The following is a 25,202-nucleotide window of genomic DNA, read 5'->3' as shown; positions in this document are numbered from 1 at the left end:
AACGGCTAAACAGCGACGACCAGGTTGGCGCGCAGGGACGTCAGGTCGTCGCCGGTCAGGCCGTGCTCGTGGGCCCAGCCCTCCATGTCGCCCCAGCGCGAGCGGACCTCGTCCAAGGTGCGGGTCATCAGCGCCGCCTCCGGCTCCCAGACCGCGACGGAGGCCGGGCGCGGCGGCAGGCCCAGCCGGTCCACCACCACGGCCACCCGCTCGTGGATGGTCGGCATCGCCGCCGCGGTGGCCGCGTAGTCGGCGGCGATCGCCTCCTCCGGCACCCCGAGCAGGCCGAGGACCACGGCGGCCAGGACGCCGGTGCGGTCGCAGCCCGCCTCGCAGTGGAACACCGCGGGCAGGGTGCCGGCGCAGGCCAGGTGCCGGACCGTGCCGGCGAGCACCGAACCCTTCTCGGCCAGGATCGCGACGTAGTGGCCGACCAGGTCGTCGGCGCCGCTCACGTCGGCGATCGGGGCCGAGTAGTACTCCACCCGGGAGTCGGAGAGGGGGCCGCGGCCCAACTGGGAGACCTCGTACTCGCCGCGCAGGTCGATCACCGTGGTCAGGCGCAGGTCGTGGACAAGGGAAGCGACGTCGGCGGGGGTGGCGTAGGCGAGGGAGTCGCTGCGGAAGAGCACCCCCGGGCGGACCGTGCCGCCCGAGGCCGGCAGGCCGCCCAGGTCGCGGAAGTTGACCAGGCCCTCGAGGTGACCGGCGAAGGGTCGTCGGCGGCGCCAGAATCTCACCCGATGAGGTCCTTCACCCACTGGTAGACGCTCACGAAATAGCTGACCTCGCGCAGGTAGGCGATGCCCGCGGCGGCCAGGAAGAGGCCGGTCAGGGCGTGTGCGCCGCGGGCCGAGCGGCGCGGGCGGCCCAGGCGCTGCTCGAGCAGCAGGCGGCCGAGGAGGCGGGTCAGGGCGAAGACGCCCACGGCGACCGCCAGGACGACCAGGAAGGCGATGAACGGGCCGGTCAGGCTGCCCTCGCTGTCCAGTGCCCACAGGCCCCAGCAGATGAAGGCGATGACCGCGCCGGTGCCGGTGTACTCCCACCCGATCTTGAGCTGACGGGCGCGCTCCCCCCGGGGTGGGGTGTAGCGGGCCAGGCGGCTCTCGTCCGGCTCCACGGGCATCATGCCGGTCGGCTCGGGGGCCGGGCGCGGGATGACCTTGGCTCGGCCGCGCATCTGTGGGACGCCCTCGGCGTTGACCGCCACGCCGCCCGGGGAGACGGGGACGCCCGAGACCGGGGGCGCGGAGACGGAGACCGGCGGGGCGGGCTGGTAGAAAGCGGTCCCGCCGCCGGAGCGCAGCTGCACGAGCTCCCGCTCCAGGCGCTCGATGCGCTGGTAGGCGTCGGTCTCGGTGCCGCTGATCGACGGGCGGGCGCGGCCGACCGCGCGGCCGGTCTCGGTGGCCTCGGACTCGCGCCAGTCGCAGCCGACGTCGGGCAGGCCGGAGCGGCGCACCAGGTCGGCCAGGTCGCTCACCCAGCGCTGCAGGTCGCGGGTCGGCGGGCGGTCGCCCGGGCTGTCGGCCAGCGGGGCGTGCAGGTGGTCGCGCAGGGCCGGGACGCGCTCGAGCAGCGGGTGGCGGCGCAGCACGTTCCACGGCGGCGGGGAGGCGTCCGGCGGGCCGCCCTGGTCGCTGCGGCCGTCGACGCGCGGGTAGGCGCCGGTGACCATGAAGTAGGCCACCGCGCCGAAGCCGTGCACGTCGTAGGCCGGGCCGACGTACTTGACCCCGCCGAACGCCTCCGGGCCGCCCGACTCCGGGGTGTAGGCGATCTGGGTGATCTCCTCCTCGCGGAAGTACCGGGCCCCGGTGAAGTCGATCAGGCGCACCTCGCCGGTGGCGAGGACCATCACGTTCGACGGCTTCACGTCCATGTGCAGCACCGGCGTGGCGCCGCCCTGCTGCGGTTCGTGGAGGTTCTGCAGTACCACGGCGAGGGTCCTCAGCGCCGAGACGGCCCCGAGCCGACGGGCACCAGGCGCCGCGCCCGCCCGCTGGGCCACGTATTCGCGCAGGTTGACGCCGTGCAGGTAGTCGTAGACCTGGTAGGGCACGGCGTCGCCCGGCGCCGGGCGCTCGCCGGGGCGGTACGGCGGCGGGCCGTAGAAGCCGTCGGCGCGCCGGCAGATGCCCTGCACGCCGCGGTTGTTGAGATCCATGAGCGCGGCGTCACCCTTGTCCCAGGAGCGCAGCTCGTCGGCGACCGGGCGCTGCGGGTCGACGCGGAAGACCTTGACCGTCATCGGCGCCGAGGTCACCCCGCCACAGACGCGCACGGCCCGGTAGACGTCCGCCTGGCCGCCGGAGCCCAGGTGGGCCACCAGCCGGTACCGCTGAAACGTCTCGGGCAAAGGGCTCGCCGGACCACACACGAGGTCCAACAACGCACCCTGCGTCATGACACGACTCCCCCCAGCAAGCGAACGTACGCAACCGCCTAAGCCCCCTACAAATCCGAGAGTAACGAGCGCGCAAATCGGTCGCGCTCAGTAGAGGTCACGAGGTAGACACGACCTGATGAGCGACTATGTGCTGCGCACGGCGACCGAGGCGGACCGCGACGCCCTTGGCCGGGTCCGGCGGGAGGCGTTCGGCCTCACCCACACCCCGGACCCGAACGACACGTACCACACCATCTCCGAGCTGGACCGCAACCATCTCGTGGAGCACCGCGGGCAGGTCGTCGGGGTGGTGGCAGCGTTCACCCGCGACATGGCGGTGCCGGGCGCGGTCGTGCCCGTGGCGCATGTCACAGGCGTCGTCGTGTCGCCGGTGCACACCCGCAGGGGCCTGCTGAGCCGCATGATTACCGAGCAGCTGCGCTCGGCGCCGGAGGCCATCGCCGCGCTGTGGGCCTCCGAGGGGCGCATCTACCAGCGCTTCGGCTACGGCCTGGCCGCCCAGAACGTCACCATCCGGGCCGACCGGCGGGAGCTGTCGCTGCGCGTGCCGCCCGCGCCGGGCACCCTGCGCTCCGCCGTGCCCTCGGACGTGATCGAGGAGCTTTCCCAGGTGTACTCCCAGGTGCTCCCGACCCGCCCCGGCTGGTCGAGCCGCGACGCGACCTGGTGGAAGCACCTGACGAGCGACATGGAGTACCGCCGCGAGGGTGGCACGGCGGCCCGCGCGGTGCTGTGGGAGAACCCGGACGGCGTGGTCGAGGGCTACGCCCGCTACCGGATCAAGCCCGGCTGGGACGACAACGGCCCCAAGCAGGAGGTCAACGTCATCGAGGTGGCCGCCACCACCACGGCCGCCTACGCCGAGCTCTACCGCTTCCTGCTGCGCGTCGACCTGTCCCGCACCCTCGTGCAGGGCTGCTCCAGCGTCGAGGAGCCGCTGTTCTACATGGTCGACGAGCCCCGCCAGCTCGGCGGCAAGGTCGGCGACGGGCTCTGGGTGCGCATCACCGACCTCCCGCGGGCCCTCACCGCCCGCAAGTACGCCGCCCCGGTCGACGTCGTGCTCGAGGTGACCGACGCGCTGATGGAGGACAACGCCGGGCGCTGGCGGCTTCGGGTCGGCGCGGGCGGCGCCGTGGTCTCCTGCGCGCCGTCCGACGGCGAGCCCGACCTGAGCCTGGACATCGCCGACGTGGCCGCCGTCTACCTGGGCGGCACCTCGCTCGGCGCGCTACACCTCGCGGGCCGGGTCCGGGAGCACCGGCCCAGCGCGGTGACCGCCGCGAGCGCCGCGTTCGGCTGGCCCACCAAGCCGAACTCGATCGAAATCTTCTGATGCCTCGGCGGGCGGCGCCGGAGACGGTACTGTCAGGCACATGGGAGGGATCCAGCGCCGCCGCCGTCGCATGCGGCAACATCAGCCGGTGACCCCTCCCCCGCCCGCCCCGGAAGAGCCCGAGGAGCCGGCCGCAGCGTCGCCGGCGCCTCCGGCCGAGACCGTCAAGCCGGCGCCGCGCCCTTCGCCGCATCACCTGGCGGAGATGTCGGGCACGTTCGCCATGACCGCGGCCGTGCACGACCCTGAGCCGGCGGCCCCCGAGCCGGCCGCCGTCGCCCCCGCCGAGGCGCCACACGACGACGAGCGCCACGACGACCACCACGACCTGCACCACCACCATCACCACCACCACGACGAGGTGGTGTCGGAGCGCGGGCTGCGCGGCCTGGTGGGCGGCGGCGCGTCGCAGGTGAGCGTGTCGGCGGCGATGCGGGCCCGGGACGCGGCCCGCCCGAGCGACGACGACGTGGCGGCGGCCGAGCGGGACCTGCAGATCATCCGGCGGGGCTGGGTGCCGCGCGAGGAGCTCGCCCGGCCGGGGCGCCGCTCGCCCACCGGCTGAACGGTCGGTATCGATCCCGACACCCTCCGCGAGGGGGCCGTATGACTGATTGGTGGCCGCCGAGCCATCGGCCTACGGTGACTAGCGCCTGCTGTCGCAGTCGGGAAGAGGCCCCCCTTGCTCATGCCGCGCTGGTTCCGCCGCAAGATCGTTCTGCCCGTCGTCGCCGCCGCCGTGATGGGCGCGGCAAACATCCCACCGCTCTACAACGGGACCGTCGACTGGCTGCACGATCGGAAGATCAACAGCGCGGAGTACAAGGCGGCCAACGGTTTCTGGCAGATCGTCGAGCTGCCGAAGGGCCAGCGGGTCAACGCGATCCACGCGGCCCTGCTGCCGTCGGGGCGGATCCTGCTCATCGCCGGCTCCGGCAACGACCGGGAGCAGTTCAACGCCGGCACGTTCAAGACGCTGGTCTTCGACCCGGTGAGCGGGCACACCACGCTGGTGCCGACGCCGACCGACCTCTTCTGCGCCGGGCACGCCTACCTGCCCGACGGCAAGCTGCTGGTGGCCGGCGGCACGCTGCGCTACGAGCTGCTCGAAAAGGAAGTCAAGAAGGCCGGCGGCACGATGACGTTCAAGAACGAGTCGCCGGAGGCGGGGCGCACGTTCCCCAAGGGCACGATCCTCGACGGCGTGGACGGGCACAAGTACGTCACCGACGACGACGTCACCGTGCCGCCCGCGACCAAGGTCGTCTACCCGCCGCACCACCAGGGCGAGGAGCCCAAGGTCGTGATCACCGCGGGTCAGGCACAGGTCTGGGTGGACGCCGCCGCCGACGGTGCGGCCTACGTGGTGGACCACAACGCGCAGTACGAGATCGAGGGCCTCACCGGCGTCGATCACCACAACTACTACGCGCTGGCCGACAAGATCACCATGGACAAGCAGGACTACCAGGGCCGCAAGGAGGCCTACGAGTTCAACCCGATGACCGAGCAGTACGAGCGCGTGCAGGACATGCACGAGAAGCGCTGGTACCCGACGCTGACCGGCCTCTCCGACGGCTCGGTGCTCGCCGTGTCGGGCCTGGACGGCAGCGGCCAGGTCGTCGACGGGACCAAGAACGAGATCTACGACCCGAAGACGAAGACCTGGACCGTGCGCGACGACCTGAACCGGTACTTCCCGACGTACCCCGCGCTGTTCCAGACCGCCAAGGACAACATCCTGTTCTTCTCCGGGTCCAACGCCGGCTACGGCCCGGCCGACAAGGGCCGCGACCCGGGCCTGTGGGACCTGACGGACAACAACTTCACCCCGGTGCCCGGCCTGCGCGAGCCCGACCTGATGGAGACCAGCGGCTCGGCCTGGGCCGGCCCGGTGCAGAACCAGACCGTCATGGTCGTCGGCGGCGGCGGCGTGGGCGAGTCGGACCGGACGTCGAGCCGGATCGACATCGTCAAGCTGGGCGAGGCCAAGCCGCACTTCGAGCCCGGCCCGACGCTGCCGAAGCCGACCCGTTACCCGCTGCTGGTGAACCTGCCCGACGACACGGTCCTGATCAGCAACGGCTCGTCCGACTACCGCGGCAAGAGCGGCAGCGACAACCACACGGCCCGGATCTACCACCCGGACACCAACACGCTGACGTACGCGGCCGACCCGAACGTCGGGCGCAACTATCACAGCGCCGGGGTGCTGCTGCCCGACGGCCGGGTGCTGACGGTGGGCTCGGACCCGCTGTTCCGCGACAAGAAGAACACCATCGCCGGCACCTTCGAGCAGCGCATCGAGATCTACAGCCCGGCGTACCTGTTCCGCGGCTCCCGCCCGGCCATCGGCGACGGCCCGGCCGCGCTGACCCCCGGCCAGCAGGCCACCTACATCACGAGCAACCCGGACGACGTGGGCTCGGTGCGGCTGATCCGGCCGAGCGCGGCGACGCACATGCTCAACACCGAGCAGCGGTCGCTGATCGTCGACTTCAAGCCCACCATGAACGGCGTGCAGCTCACCCTGCCGGCGTCGCCCGCCCTGATGCCGCCCGGCCCCTACATGCTGTTCGTGGTCAGCAAGACCGGCGTCCCGTCCGAGGCGAAGTGGGTCTCCATCTCCTGAGCGCGGCGCCCGGCCCGCGGCCCGTCCAACGGCCGGATGCGGCCGCGCCCGCCGACGGGCCGCGAGGCTCGTCGGCGGGCGCGCAGGACGTGCAGCGTCAGGCCGGCAGCGGGGGCAGGACGCGCGAGTTGTCGTACACCAGCACCTGAGCGATGCGGCGGGCGTGGCGCTCGTTGCCGGAGAACTTGGTCGACAGGAACGTCGTCACCAGCGTGGTGGCCTCGTCGAGGGTGTGCTGGCGGGCGCCGATCGCGACGATGTTGGCGTCGTTGTGCTCGCGGGCGAGCTGGGCCGTGTCGACGTTCCAGGCGAGGGCGGCCCGGACGCCGGGGACCTTGTTGGCGGCGATCTGCTCGCCGTTGCCCGAACCGCCGATCACCACGCCGAGGGCACCGGGGTCGTCGACCACCCGGGCACCGGTGTGGAAGCAGAACGCCGGGTAGTCGTCGTCCGGGTCGTACTTCGCCGGGCCGACGTCCACGACCTCGTAGCCCTGCAGACTCAGGGCACTGACCAGGTGCACTTTCAGTTCGTAGCCGGCATGGTCCGAACCAAGGTAGACGCGCATACCCGGCAGTCTTTCAGAGCCGGATCAGCCCCAGACAGGAACCCGCCAGCAAGCCGCCGCCGACCAGGACCAGGCCGAACACCCAGCCGGCGGTCGCCCTCGGCTGCAGCCGCCAGATGCGGCGGCGGTCCCAGACGAGGACGGCGGCGGCGAAGGCGCCGATGCCGAAGGCGGCGATCATCGCCGCGAGGAAGATCCGCATCTGCATGTGCACACCCCAGGCCCCGGAAGTCCAGCGGCCTAGTGTGTATCACGATCGAGTGAATCAGCACGAATCCCGCCCCGCGGCGGACCGACGCAACGTCTAATGCTCGCCGAGCTGGGCCACGACGAGGCCGGCCCGGGCCTTCGGGGTGAACCAGGTGCTCTTGCGCGGCATCTTCTGCCGGGCCAGGTTGACCGCCACGAAGTCGTCGACCGTCACCGGGGCGATGAGCACGGCCAGCTCGGCGCGGCCGGCGTCGACCTCGCCGCGCAGCCACTCGGCCGGGTAGTCGCCGCCGACGTAGGTGATCCGCTTGTCGCCGGGCTCCAGCTCGAACGCCTCGGCGAAGAGGCGGCGCTCGACCAGGGCGTGGTCGAGGTTGTCGACCACGCTCGCCCCCTCGATCCGGGGCAGGGCGGCCGACCAGGCGCCGTCGCGGGTGTAGAGGTGCACCCGGCCGCCGGTGACCGGGACGCCGACGGGGCCGGTCAGCGGCTGGAGGTCGAGGCCCTCGAGCGGGCCGGGCAGCTCGGAGACGAGCCGGTTGTACGGCTGGATCGCCACCGACTCGGGCGTGGTGACCACGGCGAGGAAGCGCTGGTAGCCCGCGGTCTGCGCGGCGAGGCTGCGGTGGTTGCCGTCGGCCACGACCAGCTCGCCGCCGCCGGCCAGGGCCAGCAGGCGGTCGCGGGTGGTGCCGGCGCCGACCGCCCAGATCTCGTGGGTCCGGCCGGACGGGTCGACGTCGGCGACGGCCGGCCCGCCCGCGTCGGTGACGGCCTGCGCCAGGGCGGCGTGCAGCGCGTCGCCGTGGGCGGTCTGCAGCAGCAGGACGGGCGACAGGAGGTGCTCGGTGGCCTCGGCCAGGGCGACCCGCTCGCGGACCTTCTCGATGAAGACGTCCTCGTTGCGGATGACCGTGCCCGGCTCGTCGGCGCTGGTCGAGATCTGGTCGGTGTCGACCATGCACCACAGGCCGTAGGCGCGGGCGCCGTCCGGGGCGGTGATCCGGTACAGCACCACGACGTCGGCCGCCGGTGCGTAGTGGCCGTCCTCCTTCGCCGCCCGCAGGCGCGCGACGGCGTCGGGCAGGCAGTCCAGGAAGGGGCGGCCGACGCTGTCGGGCGCCCGGTGTGGCATCTCCACGGCCAGCGCGCTGGCGGGGTTGGCGGCGATGATCGCGGTGATCTCCGCGTCGTCGGCGAACTCGTCGTAGTTCTGGGCGCCGGTCCCTCCGGTGGAGAGCCAGGCCTGGGCGATCGGGTGCGCAACCGTCATACGGAAACGCTATAGCTCAGCTGACCCCGGCCGTGGCACGGGGGACGGTACGTCCCGCAGTACGGCGGACAACCGCCCGGACCAGGCCTGACGCGCACACGACGACGGGCGGGGCGAGCAGAGCGCTCACCTCGTCGGGCAGCTCGGGCAGTTCTTCCTTCCAGGACCGCTCCTGGACGGTCCAGCGGGTCTCAGACATGATCTCGGCCTCTCCCAGAGAATGTCGCGGCAACTTTGCCAACGACACCCATTCGTGCCGGCAACGCACCGGCTGTGCGAATTCCAGGAAACGGCACACTGCGGCCGCGCGAGCGGTTTTGTCGCGCACCCGGCACGAACTAGGGAAACGCGGGAGTGTTCCGTGTCAGCAGCTTGACGATCCGCAGCGCCATCCCGCGGGGCTGGCGGCGGTGCAGCTCGACCATGTCGGCGAGCGCGTGGATGATCCGCAGGCCGCGCCCGGACTCCGCGTCCGGCTCCGGCTCGGGCATCTCGGCCGTGTCGAGGCCGGTGCCGTCGTCCACGACGTCGATGATGCAGCGGTCCTCCTGAATGGTGACCGTGACCTCGTAGTCGCTGCCCATGCCCGCGTGCTGCACCGCGTTGGCGCAGGCCTCTCCCACCGCCAGGCCGATGTCGTCGCGGCAGTCCTTGGTGACCGAGAAGACCGCCAGCGCCGCGTCGAGCACCCGGCGGGTCAGCGGTACCGTCGTGCGGTCGCGGGGCAGCGAGAGCGAGAGCCGAACTTCCATCCCCACGATCGGGCTCCCTCCATGCACGGCGGCGGCTGCCCCGTTAGGGTGCCCCGGAGGCCACGAGAGGAAACGCGTCCCGGACACGGCGCGTCACGACCCGCTCGGCGACGAACGACAGGAACGGCACCGTGCCGGCCAGCAGCACCAGGACCGTGAACGGCAGCTTCCAGCGGGCCCGCCGGGCCAGATCGGCCGCGAGCACCAGGTAGATCATGTACAGGAAGCCGTGCGCCGGGCCGACGATCGCCACGATCGTGTCGTCGTCGGTGGTGTACTTCAGCACCGTGCCGACCGTGAGCACGATCAGCAGCACGCCGACGATCCAGGCCACGATCCGGTAGCGGGTCAGTGCGGGGTTCAGGTTCATCCGGGAAAGTCCTTCGGACGGCGATCGGGATTCGCGGCGAGCCAGGCGAGCATCTGGTTGTACTGCGCGAGCTCCGGGTCCTCGGCGGCGTCGACGACGGGCGCCGCCGTGCGCACGGGCGGCCGCATCGGGGGCGGCGCCGCCCGGGGTGCGCTCGCGCCCCGGGCGTCGCGGATCGCGCGCGCCCAGAGGAAGACCACGAAGAGCGCGAAGAGCGGCCACTGCACGGTGTAGGCCCAGCTGAGCATGTTGCCGGCGGTGGCGCGCTCGTACTGCCAGCGCCCGGCGAACAGGCAAACGGCCACCCCGGCGAGCGCCAGGGCGTGGCCGAGCACCCACCGGGGTGTGAAGAACCGCCGCACGAGTAGGCAGGCTACTCCTGTCCCGGTCAGTCGAAGACCGGCCCCACGTCGCGGGTGCGCTTGATCTCGTAGAAGCCGGGCGTGCCGGCCACGAGGAGGGTGCCGTCCCAGAGCCGGCCGGCCGCCTCACCCTTCGGCCGCGGGGTGACCACGGGGCCGAAAAAGGCGATGACGTTGCCGTCGGGTCCGGGCACGTGGATGACGGGCGTGCCGACGTCCATGCCGACCGGGTTCATCCCGGCGAAGTGGCTCTCCCGCAGCTGCGCGTCGAACTCGGTGGACTCGGCGAACTCAGCCAGGTCGGCGGGGAGGCCGGCATCGACGAGGGCGCCCCGGTACAGCTCGTCGCCGAGTTCCTGCTTCTCGAGGTGAATGCGGGTGCCGAGGGCGGTGTAAAGCGGGCGAAGTACCTCATTGCCGAACTTCTGCTCGGCGGCGATGGCCACCCGCACCGGCCCCCAACCCTTTGCCAGACCCTCCTTGTATTGCTCCGGCAGGTCGTCGCGGCCCTCGTTGAGAACGGACAGGCTCATGACGTGGAAGCGGACCCGAACGGGCCGGACCTGCTCCACCTCAAGCAGCCAGCGAGAGGTGATCCAGGCCCACGGGCAGCGCGGGTCGAACCACATATCGGCGATGACGCGGTCTTCGGCCATGAGGATGACCACCTCACTAGTGAAAGAGTCGGGAATCCAGTTCGATCCTTACGCAACGCGCATGGCACGCACCACTTCCCGCATCCGTGACCTGAGCCACTCCCCCAGTGTCCTCCGGGAACATGGAACACTCGGTGTGACGCCGTCGACGGGGACGGCCACAGCGAAACGACAGGAGACGACACGTGGCCGGTGTACGCAACCTACGCCAGGTCGAAGCGGTTGAGCGGGCCCGCCTGCTCGGCGTCACGGCGTACGACATCAGCCTCGACCTGACCGACGGCGCCGGGAATCCGGGCGAGGGCACCTTCCGCTCGACGACCGAAGTGCGGTTCACCTGCCAGGAGCCGGGGGCCGACACCTTCATCGAGGCCGCCGCGGTGCGCGTGCACAGCGCGACGCTCAACGGCGAGCCGGTCGACCTCACCGGCTGGTCCACGGAGGGCGGGCTGCCGCTGGCCGGCCTGCGGGCCGACAACGTCCTCGTCGTGGACGCGGAGTTCGCGTACTCCACGACCGGCCAGGGCCTGCACCGCAGCGTCGACCCGGTGGACAAGGAGGTGTACCTCTACAGCCAGTTCGAGACGGCCGACGCCCAGCGCGCCTTCGCCTGCTTCGACCAGCCGGACCTCAAGGCGTCGTTCACCTTCCGGGTCACGGCGCCGGCGCACTGGAAGGTCATCTCCAACATGCCGCTGGACCGCCAGGACGGCCTGGTCCGGCACTTCCAGGCCACGCCGCCGATGAGCACCTACATCACCGCCGTCTGCGCTGGGCCCTACCACGAGGTGCGCGACACGCACGACGGCATCGGCCTGGGCGTGTTCTGCCGCCGGTCGATGCAGCAGTACCTCGACGCCGACGACATCCTGCTGATCACCAAGCAGGGCTTCGACTTCTTCCACGAAGAGTTCGGCATCCGTTACCCGCTGCCGAAGTACGACCAGGTGTACTCCCCGGAGTTCAACGCCGGCGCGATGGAGAACTTCGGCTGCGTGGTCCACGCCGAGCAGCACTACATCTTCCGCTCGCCGGTCACCGACTTCGAGTACGAGCAGCGGGCCAACACGATCCTGCACGAGCTCGCCCACATGTGGTTCGGCGACCTGGTCACCATGCGCTGGTGGGACGACCTGTGGCTCAACGAGTCGTTCGCCGAGTGGGCCAGCCACTGGTGCAACACCCACGCGACCCGGTTCACCGACGCCTGGACGACCTTCCTGTCGGTGCGCAAGAACTGGGGCTACCGGCAGGACCAGCTGTCCTCGACGCACCCGGTCTACACCGAGATGCCCGACGTGGAGGCGGTCGAGGTCAACTTCGACGGCATCACCTACGCCAAGGGCGCCAGCGTGATCAAGCAGCTCGTCGCCTACGTCGGCATCGACCCGTTCCGCAGCGGCCTGCGCGCGTACTTCCAGCAGCACCAGTGGGGCAACGCGACCTTCGACGACCTGCTCACCGCGCTGGAGATCGCCAGCGGCAAGGAGCTGCGCAAGTTCGCCGCCCAGTGGCTGGAGACGGCCCAGGTCAACACCCTGCGGCCGGAGCCGGTGATCGGGGCCGACGGGACGTACGAGCGCGTCGTCGTGCGCCAGGAGGCGCCGGCCGCCTACCCGACGCTGCGCACCCACCGCATCGGCATCGGCCTCTACGACCTCGTCGGCGGCATCCTGGTCCGCCGGGAGCTGGTTGAGGCCGACGTCGACGGCGAGCGGACCGAGATCGCCGCGCTGGCCGGCCGCCCGGCCGCGGACGTGCTGATCCTCAACGACGACGACCTGACGTACGCCAAGCTGCGCCTCGACCCGCGCTCGATGGCCACAGTCGTGGACCACATCGACGGGCTGGACAACTCGCTGGCCCGCGCGCTGGTGTGGTCGGCCTCCTGGGACATGGTCCGCGACGCCGAGCTCGCCGCCCGCGACTACGTGCGGCTGGTGGTCGGCGGCCTGCCCGCCGAGAGGGACATCAACCTCGTCACCGCCACCATCCGGCAGGCCCAGTCGGCGATGGTGTTCTACGCCGACCCCGAGTGGGCGCCGCAGGGCTGGGCCCAGCTGGCCGGCGCGGCCCGCGGGGCGCTGGAGGCGGCCGAGCCCGGCAGCGGCTTCCAGCTGGCGTGGGCCCGCTCGTTCGCGGCCGCCGCGCGCACCGAGGCCGACCTGGCCGTGCTGGCCGGCTGGCTGCGCGGCGAGGGCGTCCCGGCCGGCCTGGCCATCGAGGCCGACCTGCGCTGGGGCATCCTGCACGCGCTGATCGCCGCGGGCGCCGCCGACCCGGCCGACATCGAGGCCGAGCTCGACCGCGACCGCACGGCCAGCGGCGAGCGGCAGGCGGCGCTGGCCCGCGCGCTGGTGCCCACCGCCGAGTCGAAGGCCGAGACCTGGCGCCGGCTCGTCGAGGACCACGGGCTGCCCAACTGGCTGCAGCGCTCGCTGCTGCAGGGCTTCCAGCACTCGGCCCAGATCGAGCTCACCGCGCCCTACGCGGCCGCCTACTTCGACGCGCTGCTGCCGGTGTGGGAGAGCCGCGACAGCGAGCCGGCGGCCGAGTTCGTCGAGATGGGCTACCCGGCCTACCAGGTGAGCGAGGAGACGGTGGCGCGCACGGAGGCGTGGCTGGCCACCCCGGACACCCCGGCCCCGCTGCGCCGGCTGGTCGGCGAGGGCCGCGACGGCATCGTGCGGGCGCTCAGGGCCCGGGCCAAGGACGCCTCGGCGGCCTGACGCCAGGAACGTCAGCGGCGCGCGTCCCCCTCGGGGGCCGCGCGCCGCTGTGTGTCTAGCGGGTCGGGCTGTGCGTGCCTCAGTGGCGACCGGCGTGGTCGGCCATCTGGGCCAGGCCGGAGACCAGGCCGCCGGCGAGGTCGCCGCCACCGAACGCCGCGGCCATCGACAGCGCGGCGAGCTTGGCCGCGCGGTCCGGCAGCCGCCGGCGGGCCTCGCCGCCAGTGACGATCTCCAGGAGACGCTGGTTGGGGGACAGCGCGACGAGCACGGAGTGCGGCGGGTCGGCCAGGTGACCGTGCAGCTTCTCCGCGTAGGAGCGGACCGGCTCCTCGAGGTCGCCGACGTAGATGCTGAACGTCAGGCCGGTCGACGAGTCGGCCAGCCGGAGCGCCTCGTCCAGGCGCAGGAGCTGGCGCGTGGAGAACGGGCCGTTCAGGACTTCGGGCGTGCCCACGTGGGCCGCCGGGTTACCACCGGTCACTTGCGCCTCCGATGACATGCGGCTGGGCCTTGTCGCCGGACCATTCGGTCGCGGAGGCATCGCCGCCTGCGGTCAGTTCGGCCCGCCGCGCACCGACGAGCTCGCGGGCGTGCGCCGCCTTGGTCAGCTGCTCGGGCGCGGAGAGGAACCAGACGGGCGTGAACTCGAACGGCCGTCCGGGCCGGTAGCGCTTGCTACGGCGGGAACCTCCCGCGTAGACGGCGCCCGCGATGATCAGGATGACCGCAGCCGGAATCCCGGCGAAGATCAGCGTCGTCTCGATGATGGACAAGCTCAACGCCCCCAGGCGTCAAAGGGACTAAAAGACCGGCTTCACGTTAGCGGGCGGTCATGACCAGCCGGTTGCCGGGGGCCTACCGTCACTGACATGGACCTCTCGCGCCAGTATGCCGAAACGCTCGACGCCCAGGATCCGATCGGACATTATCGGGCGCGTTTCTACATTCCGGACACCGAGCTCGTGTACTTCGACGGTAACTCGCTGGGCCGCCTGCCGCTGGCCACCCGCGAGCGGCTGCGTGAGGCGATCGACCGGGAGTGGGGTCACGACCTGATCCGCGGCTGGGACACCTGGATCGACCTGGCCCGCTCCGTCGGGGATCTTCTCGCCGCATCGGTACTGCACGTGTCGCCGGGCGAGGTCGTGCTGTCCGACTCGACCAGCGTCAACCTGTACAAGCTGGCCGCCGCCGCGCTGGATGCCCGCCCGGGCCGGCGCGTGATCGTGACCGACGACGACAACTTCCCCACCGACCGCTACGTGCTGGAGGGCCTGGCCGCCACGTACGACCTCGAGCTGCGGGTCGTCGCGGCCGACATCGACGAGGGGGTCGACCCGGACCGGGTGGCGGCCGCGCTGGACGACGACGTGGCGCTGGTGTGCCTGTCGCACGTGGCGTACCGCTCCTGCGCGATCGCCGACATGGTGGCGATCACCACTGCCGCGCACCGGGTGGGCGCCCTCACACTGTGGGATCTGTGCCACTCCGCCGGCTCGGTCCGGGTGCCGCTGCGCGAGGCGGGGGCGGACCTGGCGGTGGGGTGCACGTACAAGTACCTCAACGCCGGGCCGGGCGCGCCGGCGTTCCTCTTCGTGCGCGAGGACCTGCAGCGGGAGCTGGGCCAGCCGATCTGGGGCTGGTTCGGCCGGCGCGACCAGTTCGCCATGGCGCCCGGCTACGTGCCGGCCGATTCCATCGACAGGTTCCTGGTCGGCACGCCGCCGGTGCTGGGCGGGTATGCCGCGCTGGAGGGCGCGCGGATCACGGCCGAGGCGGGCATCGACGCGCTGGCGGAGAAGGGGGCGCGGCTCACGCAGTACGCCATCCGGCTGCAACAGGAATGGCTCGGCACCTCACTGGCGCTGGCCAGCCCGGCCGACCCGGCCCGCCGCGGGAGCCACGTGGCCTTCCGGGCGCCCGAGGCCTGGCAGATCTGCCAGGCACTCAAGGCGGCCGGGGTCATCCCGGACTTCCGCACGCCGGAGCGGCTGCGGATCGGGCTGGCGCCGCTGTACACCCGTTTCGTCGACGTCCACGAGGGCATGACGCGGCTGCGCGACGTGGTGGAGTCGGGCACCTACGCCCGGTACCCGGCCCAGCTGGGCCGGGTGACCTGACCTCAGGCGGCCTGGGGCAGGCCTTCGACCGGGAGGTCGAGCCAGTCGGCCCAGCGCGGGTCCGGGGTGCGGTGGCCGAGGACCCGCCAGGCCACGCCCTTCGGCGCAATGGGGGTGGCATGCAAACGCCAGCCGAGTTCGGCTGGCGTTTTGTCACCCTTTGTGTGGTTGCAGCGGGCGCAGGCGGCTACGACGTTCTCCCAGGCGTGTCGCCCGCCCCGACTACGTGGCATCACGTGGTCGATGGTCTCGGCCGGGCCGCGGCAGTAGGCGCACCGCCAGCCGTCGCGGGCGAATATTCCGCGGCGGGAGAGGCCTATGTGCGTGCGGTAGGGCACCCGGACGTAGCGGGTCAGCCGGACCACGGACGGGACCGGCAGTTCATCCATCGCACTGTGGAGGATCCCGTCACCGTCGGCGACACACACGGCCTTCGACGTCAGGACCAGGATGGTGGCACGTCTGACAGACACGACACACAGCGGCTCATAGGTGGCATTCAGCACCAGCGCACCCGATACTCGTGCGGGTCGTATGTCAGGCATCGCCGTCCCCCTAGTTCGGTAGAAAAGTCTCCCTGGAAATGGCCACGTGAGGTCTGTCACCGACCGGCCGGGCGGCGGTCCGTGGGCTAATCGTCCCTGATAGATCCTCGGATTGCACGTACTATTTGCGGCCGGTGGGTGAACCTTCCGCCCCAGCCACGGACGTTTGAGCGGACTTACCCCGGTTCGCCCCGTTTGCCGCGAGGAGCTCAGTGATCAGCCCGTTCGCCATGCCGCTGAAGACCCCCGAGCCCTCGCCGAGCTGCGCCGCCGAGAGCGGGCTGTGCAAGCTGATCTACGACCAGACGAAGAACGTCTGGCTGGCCGAGAGCAGCTACTGGGTGCTCGTCAAGCCGCTGACGATCCTGATGATCGTCGTCGTGGCGTTCATCATCCGGGCGCTCATCCACCGGGCCGTCGACCGGCTCATCAGGCACACGGTCGCCGAGAACGAGACCGGCGGCTCGATGCTGCGCCCGCTGCGCAAGAAGCTGCCCAACGCGCTCACCCTGCCGGTCGACCGGCGCAACCAGCGGGCCCGGGCGCTGGGCTCGGTGCTGCGCAGCATCGCCTCGGTGGTCGTCTTCACGATCGCCACGATGCTGGTGCTCGGCGAGATCGGGATCAACCTCGGCCCGCTGCTGGCCAGCGCCGGCATCGCCGGCCTGGCGATCGGTTTCGGCGCGCAGAACCTGGTCAAGGACTTCATCGCCGGCCTGTTCATGCTTCTGGAGGACCAGTACGGCGTGGGCGACGTGGTCGACGTGGGCGAGACCAGCGGCACGGTCGAGGCGGTCGGGCTGCGCATCACCACGATCCGCGACTCCCACGGGGTGGTCTGGTACGTGCGCAACGGCGAGATCGTGCGGGTCGGCAACAAGAGCCAGGGCTGGGCGGTGGTCAACATCGACGTGCCCGTCGGCTTCATCTCCATCGAGCAGGCCACGACGGTGCTGCGCGAGGCCGCCGAGGCCTTCGCCGAGGACCCGGAGTTCGCCGACGACTTCATCGACCCGCCCAAGGTGCTCGGCGTCGAGCAGCTCACCGCCGACGGCGCGGTGCTGCGCACGACCGTGAAGACGTCGAACGAGGCGCAGTGGCGGGTCGGCCGGGAGCTGCGCCGGCGGCTCAGCGAGGCGCTCGAGCGGCACGGGATCACGGCCCAGCTCACCGCGGCGCGCATGATGATCCGCCCGGCCACCGGCGACGGTGGCCCCGACGGCGGCTCGATGTAGCGGATCGGCGCTCGGGAGGGTCGCGCCCGCCCGCCCCGCCGCCCTGTAGCCATACCGCCAGCACTGCGCCGAACGGCGGGAATTGTCCGATCTCACGGCTATGCGCGATCAACCCAGAGGGTAGGGTCGCGCGTCGGGTGGTCAGTCGGTTATCGTCCGTTCGTTCAGGTGCATCGCTGCACATGTCCCGGTCCGCCGCCATTGACCCCTGTTGGTGACGAAATGACCGGTTCGGCCGCGCCCGCGAACGTTTCAGCGCCGCTGTCGTGTCCGAGGGAAGGGGGCTCCGACGGTGTCCGGTCCCGACGAGTCCGCCCAACGCACTGCCACCATCCGGCAGACCCTCGCCAATCGCGAGTACGCGGCCGTCTTCACCGCACAGGCACAGTCGGTCCTCGGCGACAACGTGGCCCGGGCGGCCATCGTCGCGCTGATCTACGGGCACACCCGCTCGCCGGTCGTCACCGCCGCCGCCTTCGCGGTGAGCTACCTGCCCTGGCTCGGCCTCGGCGCGGTGCTCACGGCGTGGGCCGAGCGGCACCCGTACCGGCGCACCATGATCGGCTGCGACATCCTGCGGGCCGGCATCATGCTCGTCCTGGCCGTCTTCCCGCACGCGCACCCCAGCGTGCTCATCGCGCTGCTGTTCCTCAACGCGCTGCTCGCGCCGCCGTTCGACAGCTCCCGCTCGGCGCTCATGCCGCGGCTGCTGCACGGAGAGCAGTACGTCACCGCGATCACGCTCAACCGGACCACCGCCCAGCTGGCCCTCATCGGCGGCTACGGCCTCGGCGCGGTGCTGGTCACCGTGAACGAGCGGGCCGCCCTGGTGTTCAACGGGGTCACGTTCGCCGTCTCGGCGGTGATCGTGTCGCTGCTGGTGAAGGAGTACCCGCCGAGCCTCAAGGCCGAGCAGCACACCGGCCTGTTGCGCGAGGCCCTGGACGGCTACCGGATCGTGTTCAGCTCGACGGTGATGCGCTCGATCGCCCTGGTCGTCTTCTGCGGCGTCAGCATCGGCGTGATCCCCGAGGGCCTCGCCGCGGCCTGGGCCGCCCACCTGGCCGGCGACAAGCCCGACACGTTCGGCTTCGGTGTCATCATGATCGCCTCGGCGGTCGGCTTCGTGGCGGGCAGCGCGCTGGTGACCTGGCAGCTGCGCCCCCAGCGGCGGGTCGCGCTGATCCGCCCGGTGGCCATCGTCACGCCGCTGGCGCTGGTGCCGGCCCTGCTGGACCCCAACCTGGTCGTGGTGGCGATCATGACGGTCGTCGCCGGCGCCTCCCTGGCCATCACCATGCCGGCCGGCAACGGGCTGTTCGTGCAGGTCCTGCCGCCGGCCTACCGGGCCCGCGCGTTCGGCGTCATGCAGAGCGGCGTCCACCTGTGCCAGGGCGCCGCGGCCCTCATCACCGGCTGGCTGGCCACCTACTACGCGCTGCCCGCCGTCGTCGGCTACTTCGCCATCGGCGGGGCGGCCGCCATGGCGCTCGTCATCGCCGCCTGGCCGACCAGGGCGACCATCGCCGACGCCGTCGCGGCCAACAAGGTCGTGATCGCCGCCGAGCAGCACGCCGTGGCCGGCCCCGGCCGCATCGACGATTTCGGCGAGGTCACGATCGACCTGGGCCGCGCACCGCTGCCGCCCCGCCGACGCCCCTCCCCCGGCCCCTCGGCCCGCCGGGAGCCGCCGATGGCCGACCCGGCGGAGCGCACCGTCGACCTGAGCGAGCGCACCGCGGAGCTCGGGGGCCTCCCGCCTCCGCCCCCATCACAGGCGGCGCGGCATAGTTGATGCCGTGACGTCCCCCAACTTCTACGAGCTCGTCGGCGGCGAGCCGACGTTCCGGCTGCTGGTCGACGAGTTCTACGCCGGCGTGGCCGAAGACCCGATCCTGCGGCCGCTGTACCCGGAGGAGGACCTCGGCCCGGCCAACGAGCGGTTCCGGCTGTTCCTGATCCAGTACTGGGGCGGCCCGAGCACCTACTCGGAGCAGCGCGGCCATCCTCGCCTGCGAATGCGCCACGCCCCCTTCCGGATCGCCTCGGCCGAGCGCGACGCCTGGCTGCGGCAGATGCGCCGGGCCGTGGACGCGATCGCGCTGCCGCCGGAGCAGGAGGCGGTGCTGTGGGACTACCTGGAGCGGGCCGCCCACTTTATGGTCAACGCCGACGATCCGGAAGAATCGGACTCCTCGGCCATTAAGGTGCTTTAGCAGCGTTAGCGCCACCAATCGCAGCGTTTTCCAGTTGGTTGGGTATGTGCCGCCGTGTCGGGCGGCACGGTTACCCAACCAAGGAGACGCCTGCATGCGCCGACGCCTGATCGCCGCTGCCGCCACAGCATTGGCCGCCTTCGCGGTCGCCATCCCCGCCTCCGCCGCCATGAACCAGCCCGCCCAGGTGTCCATCAACCCCGTCGACTACACGCCCAACGTGCTCGACGGGGAGGTGCGAGCCTTCGCCGTGGTCGGCGACACGGTGGTGGTCGGGGGCGATTTCACGACCGTCACGGATGCCAAGCGCACGGTGCGGTACAAGCGCAACAACCTCTTCGCCTACCGGGCCACGACCGGCGAGATCCTGCCCTTCGCGCCCCAGCCCGACGCCCCGGTGCTGACGCTGGCCACCGGGGCGAACAACACCGTCTACGCGGGCGGGTCGTTCCAGCGCATCGGCGGGGCCAGCCAGCGCGGCCTGGCCCAGCTCAACCTGGCCGACGGGTCGCGCGTGCCGGCCTTCACGGCCGCGATCAACTGGGGCGACACGCGCAGCCTCATCGCGCAGGGCCCGTGGCTCTACGCGGCCGGCTCGTTCAGCCGCATCGGCTCGACCGACCGGGTCGGCCTGGCCCGCCTGGACGCGACCACGGGGGCCGTCGACCCGGCCTTCGACCTGAAGCTGGCCGGCCCGAACCTGACCCGGGTGAAGATCGAGGACCTGGCCCTGACCCCGAACGGGCAGCGGCTGGCCGCGGTCGGCGCGGTCGAGCAGGCGGCCGGCCAGTGGCGGGCCCAGGTGGTCATGGTGGACATGCCGCTGGGCGGGGCGGTGCGCCTGGCCGACTGGTACACCGACGCCTACGCCCGCCCGTGCCGGGCCGGCTTCGAGACGTACCTGCGCGGCATCGACTTCGACCCGACCGGCACCTACGCGACGATCGTGTCGACCGGCCGCAAGTGGGGCGACCACCTCATGTGCGACACCGCGGCCCGTTTCGACCTGCGCGGCACCGGCATGCACCGCCCGCTGTGGGTCAACTGGACCGGCGGGGACTCGCTCTACTCGGTGGCCGACACCGGCGCGGCGATCTACGTGGGCGGGCACCAGCGCTGGCTGGACAACCCGCAGGGCCGGGAGACGGCCGGGCCGGGCGCGGTGGCGCGGCCGGGCATCGCGGCGATCGACCCGAGAACGGGCAAGGCGACCGCGTGGAACCCGAAGCGGGAGCCGCGCGGCGTGGGGGCCAGGGCGCTCCTGGCGACGCCGCAGGGCCTGCTGGTGGGTTCGGACACGGAGCGGATCGGCGGCGAGTACCACGGCCGCCTGGCGCTGCTGCCGATGTCCTGAGCTACAGGCGGCGACAACGAGATCGGCCCCCGTCCTCGGACGGGGGCCGATCTCGTATTGGGGTGACTGATGGGATTTGAACCCACGACACCCGGGACCACAACCCGGTGCTCTGCCAACTGAGCTACAGCCACCATGAACTCGCCCGCTAATAGTAGGGCATGCCGAGCCGGATCCGTCGACAGGGTTATGACCCGTTCGTGTCGCCTTCCCGGCTCAACTCCGCGGCGATGGCCTTCGCGGTCTCGACATCCGGGCCCGGGAGCGGCACGAAGAGCGTGCGGCGGTAGTACTCGAGCTCGCGGATGCTCTCCCGGATGTCGGCCAGGGCGCGGTGGGCGAGACCCTTCGGGGGCTGGCCGAAGTACACGCGCGGGTACCAGCGCCGGCACAGCTCCTTGATCGAGGAGACGTCGATCATCCGGTAGTGCAGGTGGTGGTCGAGGCGCGGCATGTCGCGGGCCAGGAAGCCGCGGTCGGTCGCGATCGAGTTGCCGCACAGCGGGGCGGTGCGGGGGTCGGGGACGTACTGCGTGATGTACGTCATGATGAGGTCCTCGGCCTCGGCCACGCTGACCGTGGAGGCCCGCACGGCCTCGGTGAGCCCTGACTTGCCGTGCATCTCACGGACAACCTCGAGCATGCCGTCCAGCGCGGCGTCGTCGGCGTGGATCACCACGTCGACGCCATCGCCGAGCACGTTGAGATCGGGGTCGGTCACCAGCGCCGCGACTTCGATCAGCGCGTCCTTCCCCAGATCGAGCCCCGTCATCTCACAGTCGATCCAGACCAAAAGATCACCCACACCGGACAGCCTAGTGTTCATCTGGCCGACTTCTCACTCCTCGGCGTCCGCTACCACCCAGACTGCGCGATGTCGTTATCAAACGCCGCGCCGGAGCGTAGCGATGGCACGACACGGCGTCAGCGGGTGGCCGAGCCGGATCGGGCCGGGTCGCGATCCTTGGCCGGGTCGGCGGCGTCGGCGGGCTCGTCTGACAGGGCGATCGGGGCCCACGTGAAGTGCAGCTCGATCGGGGGCAGGGCGGGCAGCGGGGGCAGCGCGATGGGGCCCTCGCCATCCAGCTCGACGTCTTTGGGGGCTGGGCGGTCCAGCTCGCTCTCGGTGAGCAGGATCTCGTCCCGGATGGGCTCGGCCTCGACGACCTCGGCGACCCGGACCTTCGCCTCCTTGGCCTCGGCCTCCTTGGCCTCGGCGTCCGCCACCGCCAGCACGTCGGCCAGGGTGGCGAGGACCGTCTCGCTGGGCCGCTTCGGGCGCGCCGCCTCGTCTACTTCCTCGGCCTTCGGCTCCTCGGCCTTGGGCACCTCGACCTCGGACCCTTCGACCTTCGGCGCCTCCGCCTTGGGCGCCTCCGCCTTGGGCGCCTCCGCCTTGGGCGCCTCCGCCTTGGGCGCCTCCGCCTTGGGCGCCTCCGCCTTGGGCGCCACGGCTGCCGGGGCCTCGTCGCGGGCGTCGGAGGTGGGCTGGGTCTGGGTCGGCAGGGCCGGCAGGCCGGCCAGGGCGGGGCGGCGGGCCGGCGGCCAGGCGAGCGTGATCAGGGCCAGGACGAACAGCGCGGAGCCGAGCATGAGCAGGCCGCCGGTGGTGGGGCCGAGCCAGGCCGGGGCGAGGCGGGCGGTGATGGCGGCGTCGACGCCGGGAGTGGCGTCGGCGCGCATGATCACCAGGGCCAGGTGGCGGCCCCTCATGTCGGACGGGGACCAGGTCAGCTCGGCGGCGCCGGCCTTCTGCTCGCTGCGGGCCAGCCAGAACGGCAGGTCGGCGGGGCGGGTGTTGGCGGGGCTCGCGATCTGGGCCTTGGGGGTCTGCTGGGTCGCGCCCGGCTCGGCCTCCGGCAGGGTCGCGCCCGGGTCGGCCGGCGGGCTGCCGGCCTGGGCGGCGCCGTCGGCCTGCGGGGCGTCGCCGGTGATGGCCGGGTTGGCGGGGTTCGCCGGGTTGACCGGGCTCGTCGGCGCGGCCGGCGCGTTGGCGCGGGCCAGGCGGGCGGGCTCGGGGCTCAGGTCGACCGGGAGCGGCCCGCGGGACAGCCGGACGCCGGACAGGCGGGACCGTTCGACGCCGGCGAGGTACCGCTCGACGTCCTCGTCCGGCCCGAGGCCGATGAAGAGCGGGCCGCTGGAGCCGCGCGCCGACAGGCTGAGCGTGGTCTGCCCACCCCGCGCGAACGGCGCGTCGGCTCGCAGCAGCGCGTCGACGTCGTGCACGACCACCGCGGAGCCGCCGGTGCTGATCGGCTCCAGTCGCGCCGTGAACGTGTCGTCGGCGGCGCGATGCTCCATGGCCAGCAGGAGTCCGCCACCGGCGAGGGCCAGCGGCACCGCGATGAGCAGCAGCAGCGCGCCGACACCCGCCCGAACCAGACGCACGACCATGGCAGCGGCCCCTCTTCCCCCGGCGTTACGGGGCCGACATTACCCACAAATCGGGCGCAATTCGGTTGTAACGCCCGAAAACCACCGAGCCGGATTTTTTAGGACTTCACAGGCACCTGCACCGTCACGGTGGTCTGGTTGAGGTCGTCGACTCGGACCGTGAACTTGAACTCCCACGTCCCGGCCGTCACCAGCGAGACCTGGCCGATCGAGTGGTCGTCGGAGACCGCGAGCAGGGGCACGGTCAACGGCTCGATGCCCTTGGACGGCAGGGCCGCGGTCGCCTTCCACTCGACCACCGTCTGCGGCAGGCCCGAACCGTCGGCCTTGGTGGCGTACAAGTGAATCGAATTGGGCCCGACCTTGGCCGGCGAGATGTCGACCTGCAGCTTGAGCAGGCTGGTGGAGACGGTGCTGTCGAACGGCCCGGATGGGATCTCCGTCCCGCCGCGGGCCGGGCTGGTCTGCACGAGCACCGAGGTCAGCGCCAGGACCACCACGGCGATGGCGACCTCGACGAGCACCGCGGTCCGCAGCTTCTTGCGATCGCTCGCCTCCGCCAGCGGCGCCGGGCGCTCGGCCGGCTCTTCGGGCTCCTCCACCTCGTCGTCAGCTTCGCCCGCTTCGTCCTCGACGTCCGCTTCCGACGGATCGTCCACATCGGACCCGGCCGGGATCTCGCCGACGCCGGCCGCGACCGGGCTCGGGGTGAAGCGGCGGCTGGTCAGGCGGCGGGAGTAGGCGGCGACCGCCACCACGATGGCGAGCAGCGCCACCTTGGCGATGACGATCTGGCCGTACAACGTGCCGGTGAGCGCGTCGATGGTGCCGATCTCCACGAGCGCCTGCGCGGTGCCGGCCAGCACGAGCACCGTGATCGCGAAGAGGGCCCAGCCGGACCACACCGGGACGATCGCGGTCAGCTCCCGGGTGTTGGCGCGGCGCAGCAGGAAGCCGAAGAGCATGACCAGGCCGCCCAGCCAGATCGACATGGCCGCGAGGTGGGCCGCGTCGGCGACCACGGTCAGCGTCGGCACCGGCGAGGCGCTCGGGTGCCCGGAGATCGGCCACGTGGCCAGGCCGACGATGCCCAGGATGACGAGCAGCGTCTGGTCGACCTTGCCGGCCCGCCCGGCGATCAGCGGGCGCAGCAGCAGCGCGGTGGAGACGACCACGCCGAGCCGCACCAGGTGCGCCGCGCCGAACGGAGTGCCCAGCACCTCGCGGGTGGCGTCGCCGGTGACGTCGAAGAGGGACGTTCCGGCGGTGTAGGGGATCTGGACGTACAACTCCAGAAGCGTGCTGATCGCGAGCAGCCCGGCGCCGGCCTGCGCCACCCGGCCGGGATCGCGGGCGGAGAGGCGGCGCGGCCAGAGGGCGAAGAGGACCAGCGCCGGGCCGACGAGCAGCACCAGGCCGGCGAAGCCGAGGAAGCGGGCCACCGACATGACGTTCTTGACCACGGGGTCGGTCTGCACCGAGGCGCCCGGGTCGTCGGCGCTCGGGGTGGCCGAGGGCTGGCCGTAGGAGAAGCTGTAGCCGCCGCTGACCGGGTGGCTGTCGGCGGAGATGATCCGGTAGCTGACCAGATACGTGCCCTTGGGGCCGCCCGGTTTGACCGGGATGACCAGCTCCGTGTCGCGCACGGCCGGTTTGCCGGTGTCGGCCCGCTCGCCGTCCGGCCCGGTGATCCGGATCTTGTCGGTCACCAGGCGGACCGGCTCGCTGAAGGTCAGCGTCACCTCGCCGGGCAGCTGATCGAGCACCGTGCCGGCGGCGGGCGCCGTCTGCTCGAGGGTCGCGTGGGCGCTGGCGGACGCCGCGGGAAGGACGAGGACGGCCAGGGCCCCGAGAAGCATCGCCAGGGGGACGGCCCATCTGCGTCGGGTCATGACGTCATGATTTCGCGCCGGTCATTTTCGGGTGGTCGCGGGTGGCGGGCGAAAAGTTCCCGATGACCGTGTGTGCCGGACCCATGGACGTACCGCTATGGCGACGCATGCCGCCGGGGCCCACGCGATAGAGTCCAAG

General features: G+C 71.8%; 25 protein-coding genes and 1 tRNA gene. 9 read left to right on the top strand and 17 right to left on the bottom strand.

All coding sequences use genetic code 11. From position 1 onward, the window contains the following. Positions 1 to 5: 5 nt before the first annotated feature. Both ABD352_RS51995 and ABD352_RS51990 read right to left on the bottom strand, forming a co-directional pair. Entirely contained in the window at positions 6 to 740 is a 735-nt protein-coding gene (locus ABD352_RS51995; RefSeq protein WP_344620097.1) for a tyrosine-protein phosphatase, read from the bottom strand. Further along, on the bottom strand, positions 737 to 2,410 hold the full coding sequence (locus tag ABD352_RS51990; RefSeq protein ID WP_344620096.1) for a serine/threonine protein kinase: 1,674 nt from the start codon (positions 2,408 to 2,410) through the stop codon (positions 737 to 739). Before ABD352_RS51990 ends, ABD352_RS51995 begins: the two co-directional genes overlap by 4 nt. A gap of 118 nt (positions 2,411 to 2,528) precedes the next feature. On the opposite strand from ABD352_RS51990, the gene ABD352_RS51985 reads away from it, so the two are divergent. The 3 genes from ABD352_RS51985 to glxA all read left to right on the top strand — a co-directional run bounded on the left by ABD352_RS51985 (position 2,529) and on the right by glxA (position 6,381). Next, positions 2,529 to 3,749 carry a GNAT family N-acetyltransferase gene (locus ABD352_RS51985; RefSeq protein WP_344620095.1) on the top strand — a complete coding sequence of 407 codons (1,221 nt, stop codon included), beginning with the start codon at positions 2,529 to 2,531 and terminating at the stop codon, positions 3,747 to 3,749. Between the two features lie 88 nt (positions 3,750 to 3,837). Continuing rightward, complete coding sequence (locus ABD352_RS51980) at positions 3,838 to 4,314, top strand: hypothetical protein (RefSeq protein ID WP_344620094.1); 477 nt, start codon at positions 3,838 to 3,840, stop codon at positions 4,312 to 4,314. Between the two features lie 123 nt (positions 4,315 to 4,437). Further along, positions 4,438 to 6,381 (top strand): radical copper oxidase GlxA, encoded by a 1,944-nt coding sequence (gene glxA, locus ABD352_RS51975; protein WP_344620093.1) that lies wholly within the window; start codon positions 4,438 to 4,440, stop codon positions 6,379 to 6,381. A gap of 97 nt (positions 6,382 to 6,478) precedes the next feature. Here glxA and ABD352_RS51970 read toward each other — a convergent pair whose 3' ends face one another. From ABD352_RS51970 to ABD352_RS51935, 8 genes are all read right to left on the bottom strand, one after another. Further along, positions 6,479 to 6,949: a ribose-5-phosphate isomerase gene (locus tag ABD352_RS51970; protein ID WP_344620092.1), complete on the bottom strand. Its 471-nt coding sequence runs from the start codon at positions 6,947 to 6,949 to the stop codon at positions 6,479 to 6,481. 13 nt (positions 6,950 to 6,962) lie between these two features. Further along, positions 6,963 to 7,157, bottom strand: coding sequence for a hypothetical protein (locus ABD352_RS51965; RefSeq protein ID WP_344620091.1), 195 nt, complete (start codon positions 7,155 to 7,157; stop codon positions 6,963 to 6,965). Positions 7,158 to 7,253: 96 nt separating this feature from the next. Further along, positions 7,254 to 8,432 carry a DUF1015 family protein gene (locus ABD352_RS51960; protein ID WP_344620090.1) on the bottom strand — a complete coding sequence of 393 codons (1,179 nt, stop codon included), beginning with the start codon at positions 8,430 to 8,432 and terminating at the stop codon, positions 7,254 to 7,256. A gap of 16 nt (positions 8,433 to 8,448) precedes the next feature. Beyond that, positions 8,449 to 8,631 carry a hypothetical protein gene (locus tag ABD352_RS51955; RefSeq protein WP_344620089.1) on the bottom strand — a complete coding sequence of 61 codons (183 nt, stop codon included), beginning with the start codon at positions 8,629 to 8,631 and terminating at the stop codon, positions 8,449 to 8,451. 139 nt (positions 8,632 to 8,770) lie between these two features. Next, positions 8,771 to 9,184 (bottom strand): ATP-binding protein, encoded by a 414-nt coding sequence (locus ABD352_RS51950; RefSeq protein WP_344620115.1) that lies wholly within the window; start codon positions 9,182 to 9,184, stop codon positions 8,771 to 8,773. A gap of 43 nt (positions 9,185 to 9,227) precedes the next feature. After that, complete coding sequence (locus tag ABD352_RS51945; RefSeq protein ID WP_344620114.1) at positions 9,228 to 9,548, bottom strand: DUF3817 domain-containing protein; 321 nt, start codon at positions 9,546 to 9,548, stop codon at positions 9,228 to 9,230. 2 nt (positions 9,549 to 9,550) lie between these two features. Then, entirely contained in the window at positions 9,551 to 9,916 is a 366-nt protein-coding gene (locus ABD352_RS51940) for a hypothetical protein (protein ID WP_344620088.1), read from the bottom strand. 26 nt (positions 9,917 to 9,942) lie between these two features. Then, on the bottom strand, positions 9,943 to 10,572 hold the full coding sequence (locus ABD352_RS51935) for a mycothiol-dependent nitroreductase Rv2466c family protein (protein WP_344620087.1): 630 nt from the start codon (positions 10,570 to 10,572) through the stop codon (positions 9,943 to 9,945). 185 nt (positions 10,573 to 10,757) lie between these two features. Between ABD352_RS51935 and pepN the strand changes: the two genes are divergently transcribed. Then, complete coding sequence (pepN, locus tag ABD352_RS51930; protein WP_344620086.1) at positions 10,758 to 13,301, top strand: aminopeptidase N; 2,544 nt, start codon at positions 10,758 to 10,760, stop codon at positions 13,299 to 13,301. Between the two features lie 79 nt (positions 13,302 to 13,380). On the opposite strand, the gene ABD352_RS51925 is transcribed toward pepN, so the two are convergent. Together ABD352_RS51925 and ctaJ are read right to left on the bottom strand one after the other, a co-directional pair. Beyond that, entirely contained in the window at positions 13,381 to 13,803 is a 423-nt protein-coding gene (locus tag ABD352_RS51925) for a DUF5130 family protein (RefSeq protein WP_344620085.1), read from the bottom strand. Next, positions 13,772 to 14,077: an aa3-type cytochrome oxidase subunit CtaJ gene (gene ctaJ / locus ABD352_RS51920; protein ID WP_344620084.1), complete on the bottom strand. Its 306-nt coding sequence runs from the start codon at positions 14,075 to 14,077 to the stop codon at positions 13,772 to 13,774. The genes ABD352_RS51925 and ctaJ overlap by 32 nt, the downstream gene beginning before the upstream one ends. 96 nt (positions 14,078 to 14,173) lie before the next feature. Here ctaJ and kynU point away from each other — a divergent pair, with 96 nt between their 5' ends. Continuing rightward, a complete protein-coding gene (kynU, locus tag ABD352_RS51915; RefSeq protein WP_344620083.1) occupies positions 14,174 to 15,424 on the top strand; it encodes a kynureninase in 1,251 nt (416 codons plus the stop codon). Between the two features lie 2 nt (positions 15,425 to 15,426). Here the strand turns inward: kynU and ABD352_RS51910 are convergent, their stop codons facing one another. Next, complete coding sequence (locus tag ABD352_RS51910; RefSeq protein ID WP_344620082.1) at positions 15,427 to 15,969, bottom strand: HNH endonuclease; 543 nt, start codon at positions 15,967 to 15,969, stop codon at positions 15,427 to 15,429. 230 nt (positions 15,970 to 16,199) lie between these two features. On the opposite strand from ABD352_RS51910, the gene ABD352_RS51905 reads away from it, so the two are divergent. The 4 genes from ABD352_RS51905 to ABD352_RS51890 all read left to right on the top strand — a co-directional run bounded on the left by ABD352_RS51905 (position 16,200) and on the right by ABD352_RS51890 (position 20,774). After that, positions 16,200 to 17,204 (top strand): mechanosensitive ion channel family protein, encoded by a 1,005-nt coding sequence (locus tag ABD352_RS51905; protein WP_344620113.1) that lies wholly within the window; start codon positions 16,200 to 16,202, stop codon positions 17,202 to 17,204. Positions 17,205 to 17,496: 292 nt separating this feature from the next. Then, positions 17,497 to 18,999 carry an MFS transporter gene (locus ABD352_RS51900; RefSeq protein ID WP_344620081.1) on the top strand — a complete coding sequence of 501 codons (1,503 nt, stop codon included), beginning with the start codon at positions 17,497 to 17,499 and terminating at the stop codon, positions 18,997 to 18,999. Between the two features lie 4 nt (positions 19,000 to 19,003). Further along, the gene (locus ABD352_RS51895; RefSeq protein WP_344620080.1) at positions 19,004 to 19,420 is read left to right on the top strand and encodes a globin; all 417 of its coding nucleotides are present in this window, start codon (positions 19,004 to 19,006) and stop codon (positions 19,418 to 19,420) included. 94 nt (positions 19,421 to 19,514) lie between these two features. Then, positions 19,515 to 20,774, top strand: a complete 1,260-nt coding sequence (locus tag ABD352_RS51890; RefSeq protein WP_344620079.1) for a PKD domain containing protein — start codon at positions 19,515 to 19,517, stop codon at positions 20,772 to 20,774. 58 nt (positions 20,775 to 20,832) lie between these two features. Here the strand turns inward: ABD352_RS51890 and ABD352_RS51885 are convergent. The 4 genes from ABD352_RS51885 to ABD352_RS51870 form a co-directional block, all read right to left on the bottom strand. Continuing rightward, positions 20,833 to 20,908: transfer RNA gene (locus ABD352_RS51885), tRNA-His, on the bottom strand. A 53-nt stretch (positions 20,909 to 20,961) separates the two neighbouring features. Then, positions 20,962 to 21,600 carry an oligoribonuclease gene (gene orn / locus ABD352_RS51880; RefSeq protein WP_344620078.1) on the bottom strand — a complete coding sequence of 213 codons (639 nt, stop codon included), beginning with the start codon at positions 21,598 to 21,600 and terminating at the stop codon, positions 20,962 to 20,964. A gap of 98 nt (positions 21,601 to 21,698) precedes the next feature. Then, entirely contained in the window at positions 21,699 to 23,171 is a 1,473-nt protein-coding gene (locus tag ABD352_RS51875) for a hypothetical protein (protein WP_344620077.1), read from the bottom strand. Between the two features lie 98 nt (positions 23,172 to 23,269). Then, a complete protein-coding gene (locus tag ABD352_RS51870) occupies positions 23,270 to 25,063 on the bottom strand; it encodes a copper resistance CopC/CopD family protein (RefSeq protein WP_344620076.1) in 1,794 nt (597 codons plus the stop codon). Positions 25,064 to 25,202: the final 139 nt, after the last annotated feature.

The sequence above is a fragment of the Dactylosporangium salmoneum genome (assembly GCF_039532525.1).
GTDB classification, from domain to species: Bacteria; Actinomycetota; Actinomycetes; order Mycobacteriales; family Micromonosporaceae; genus Dactylosporangium; species Dactylosporangium salmoneum.
This window is presented reverse-complemented; position numbering and strand designations above follow the sequence as displayed.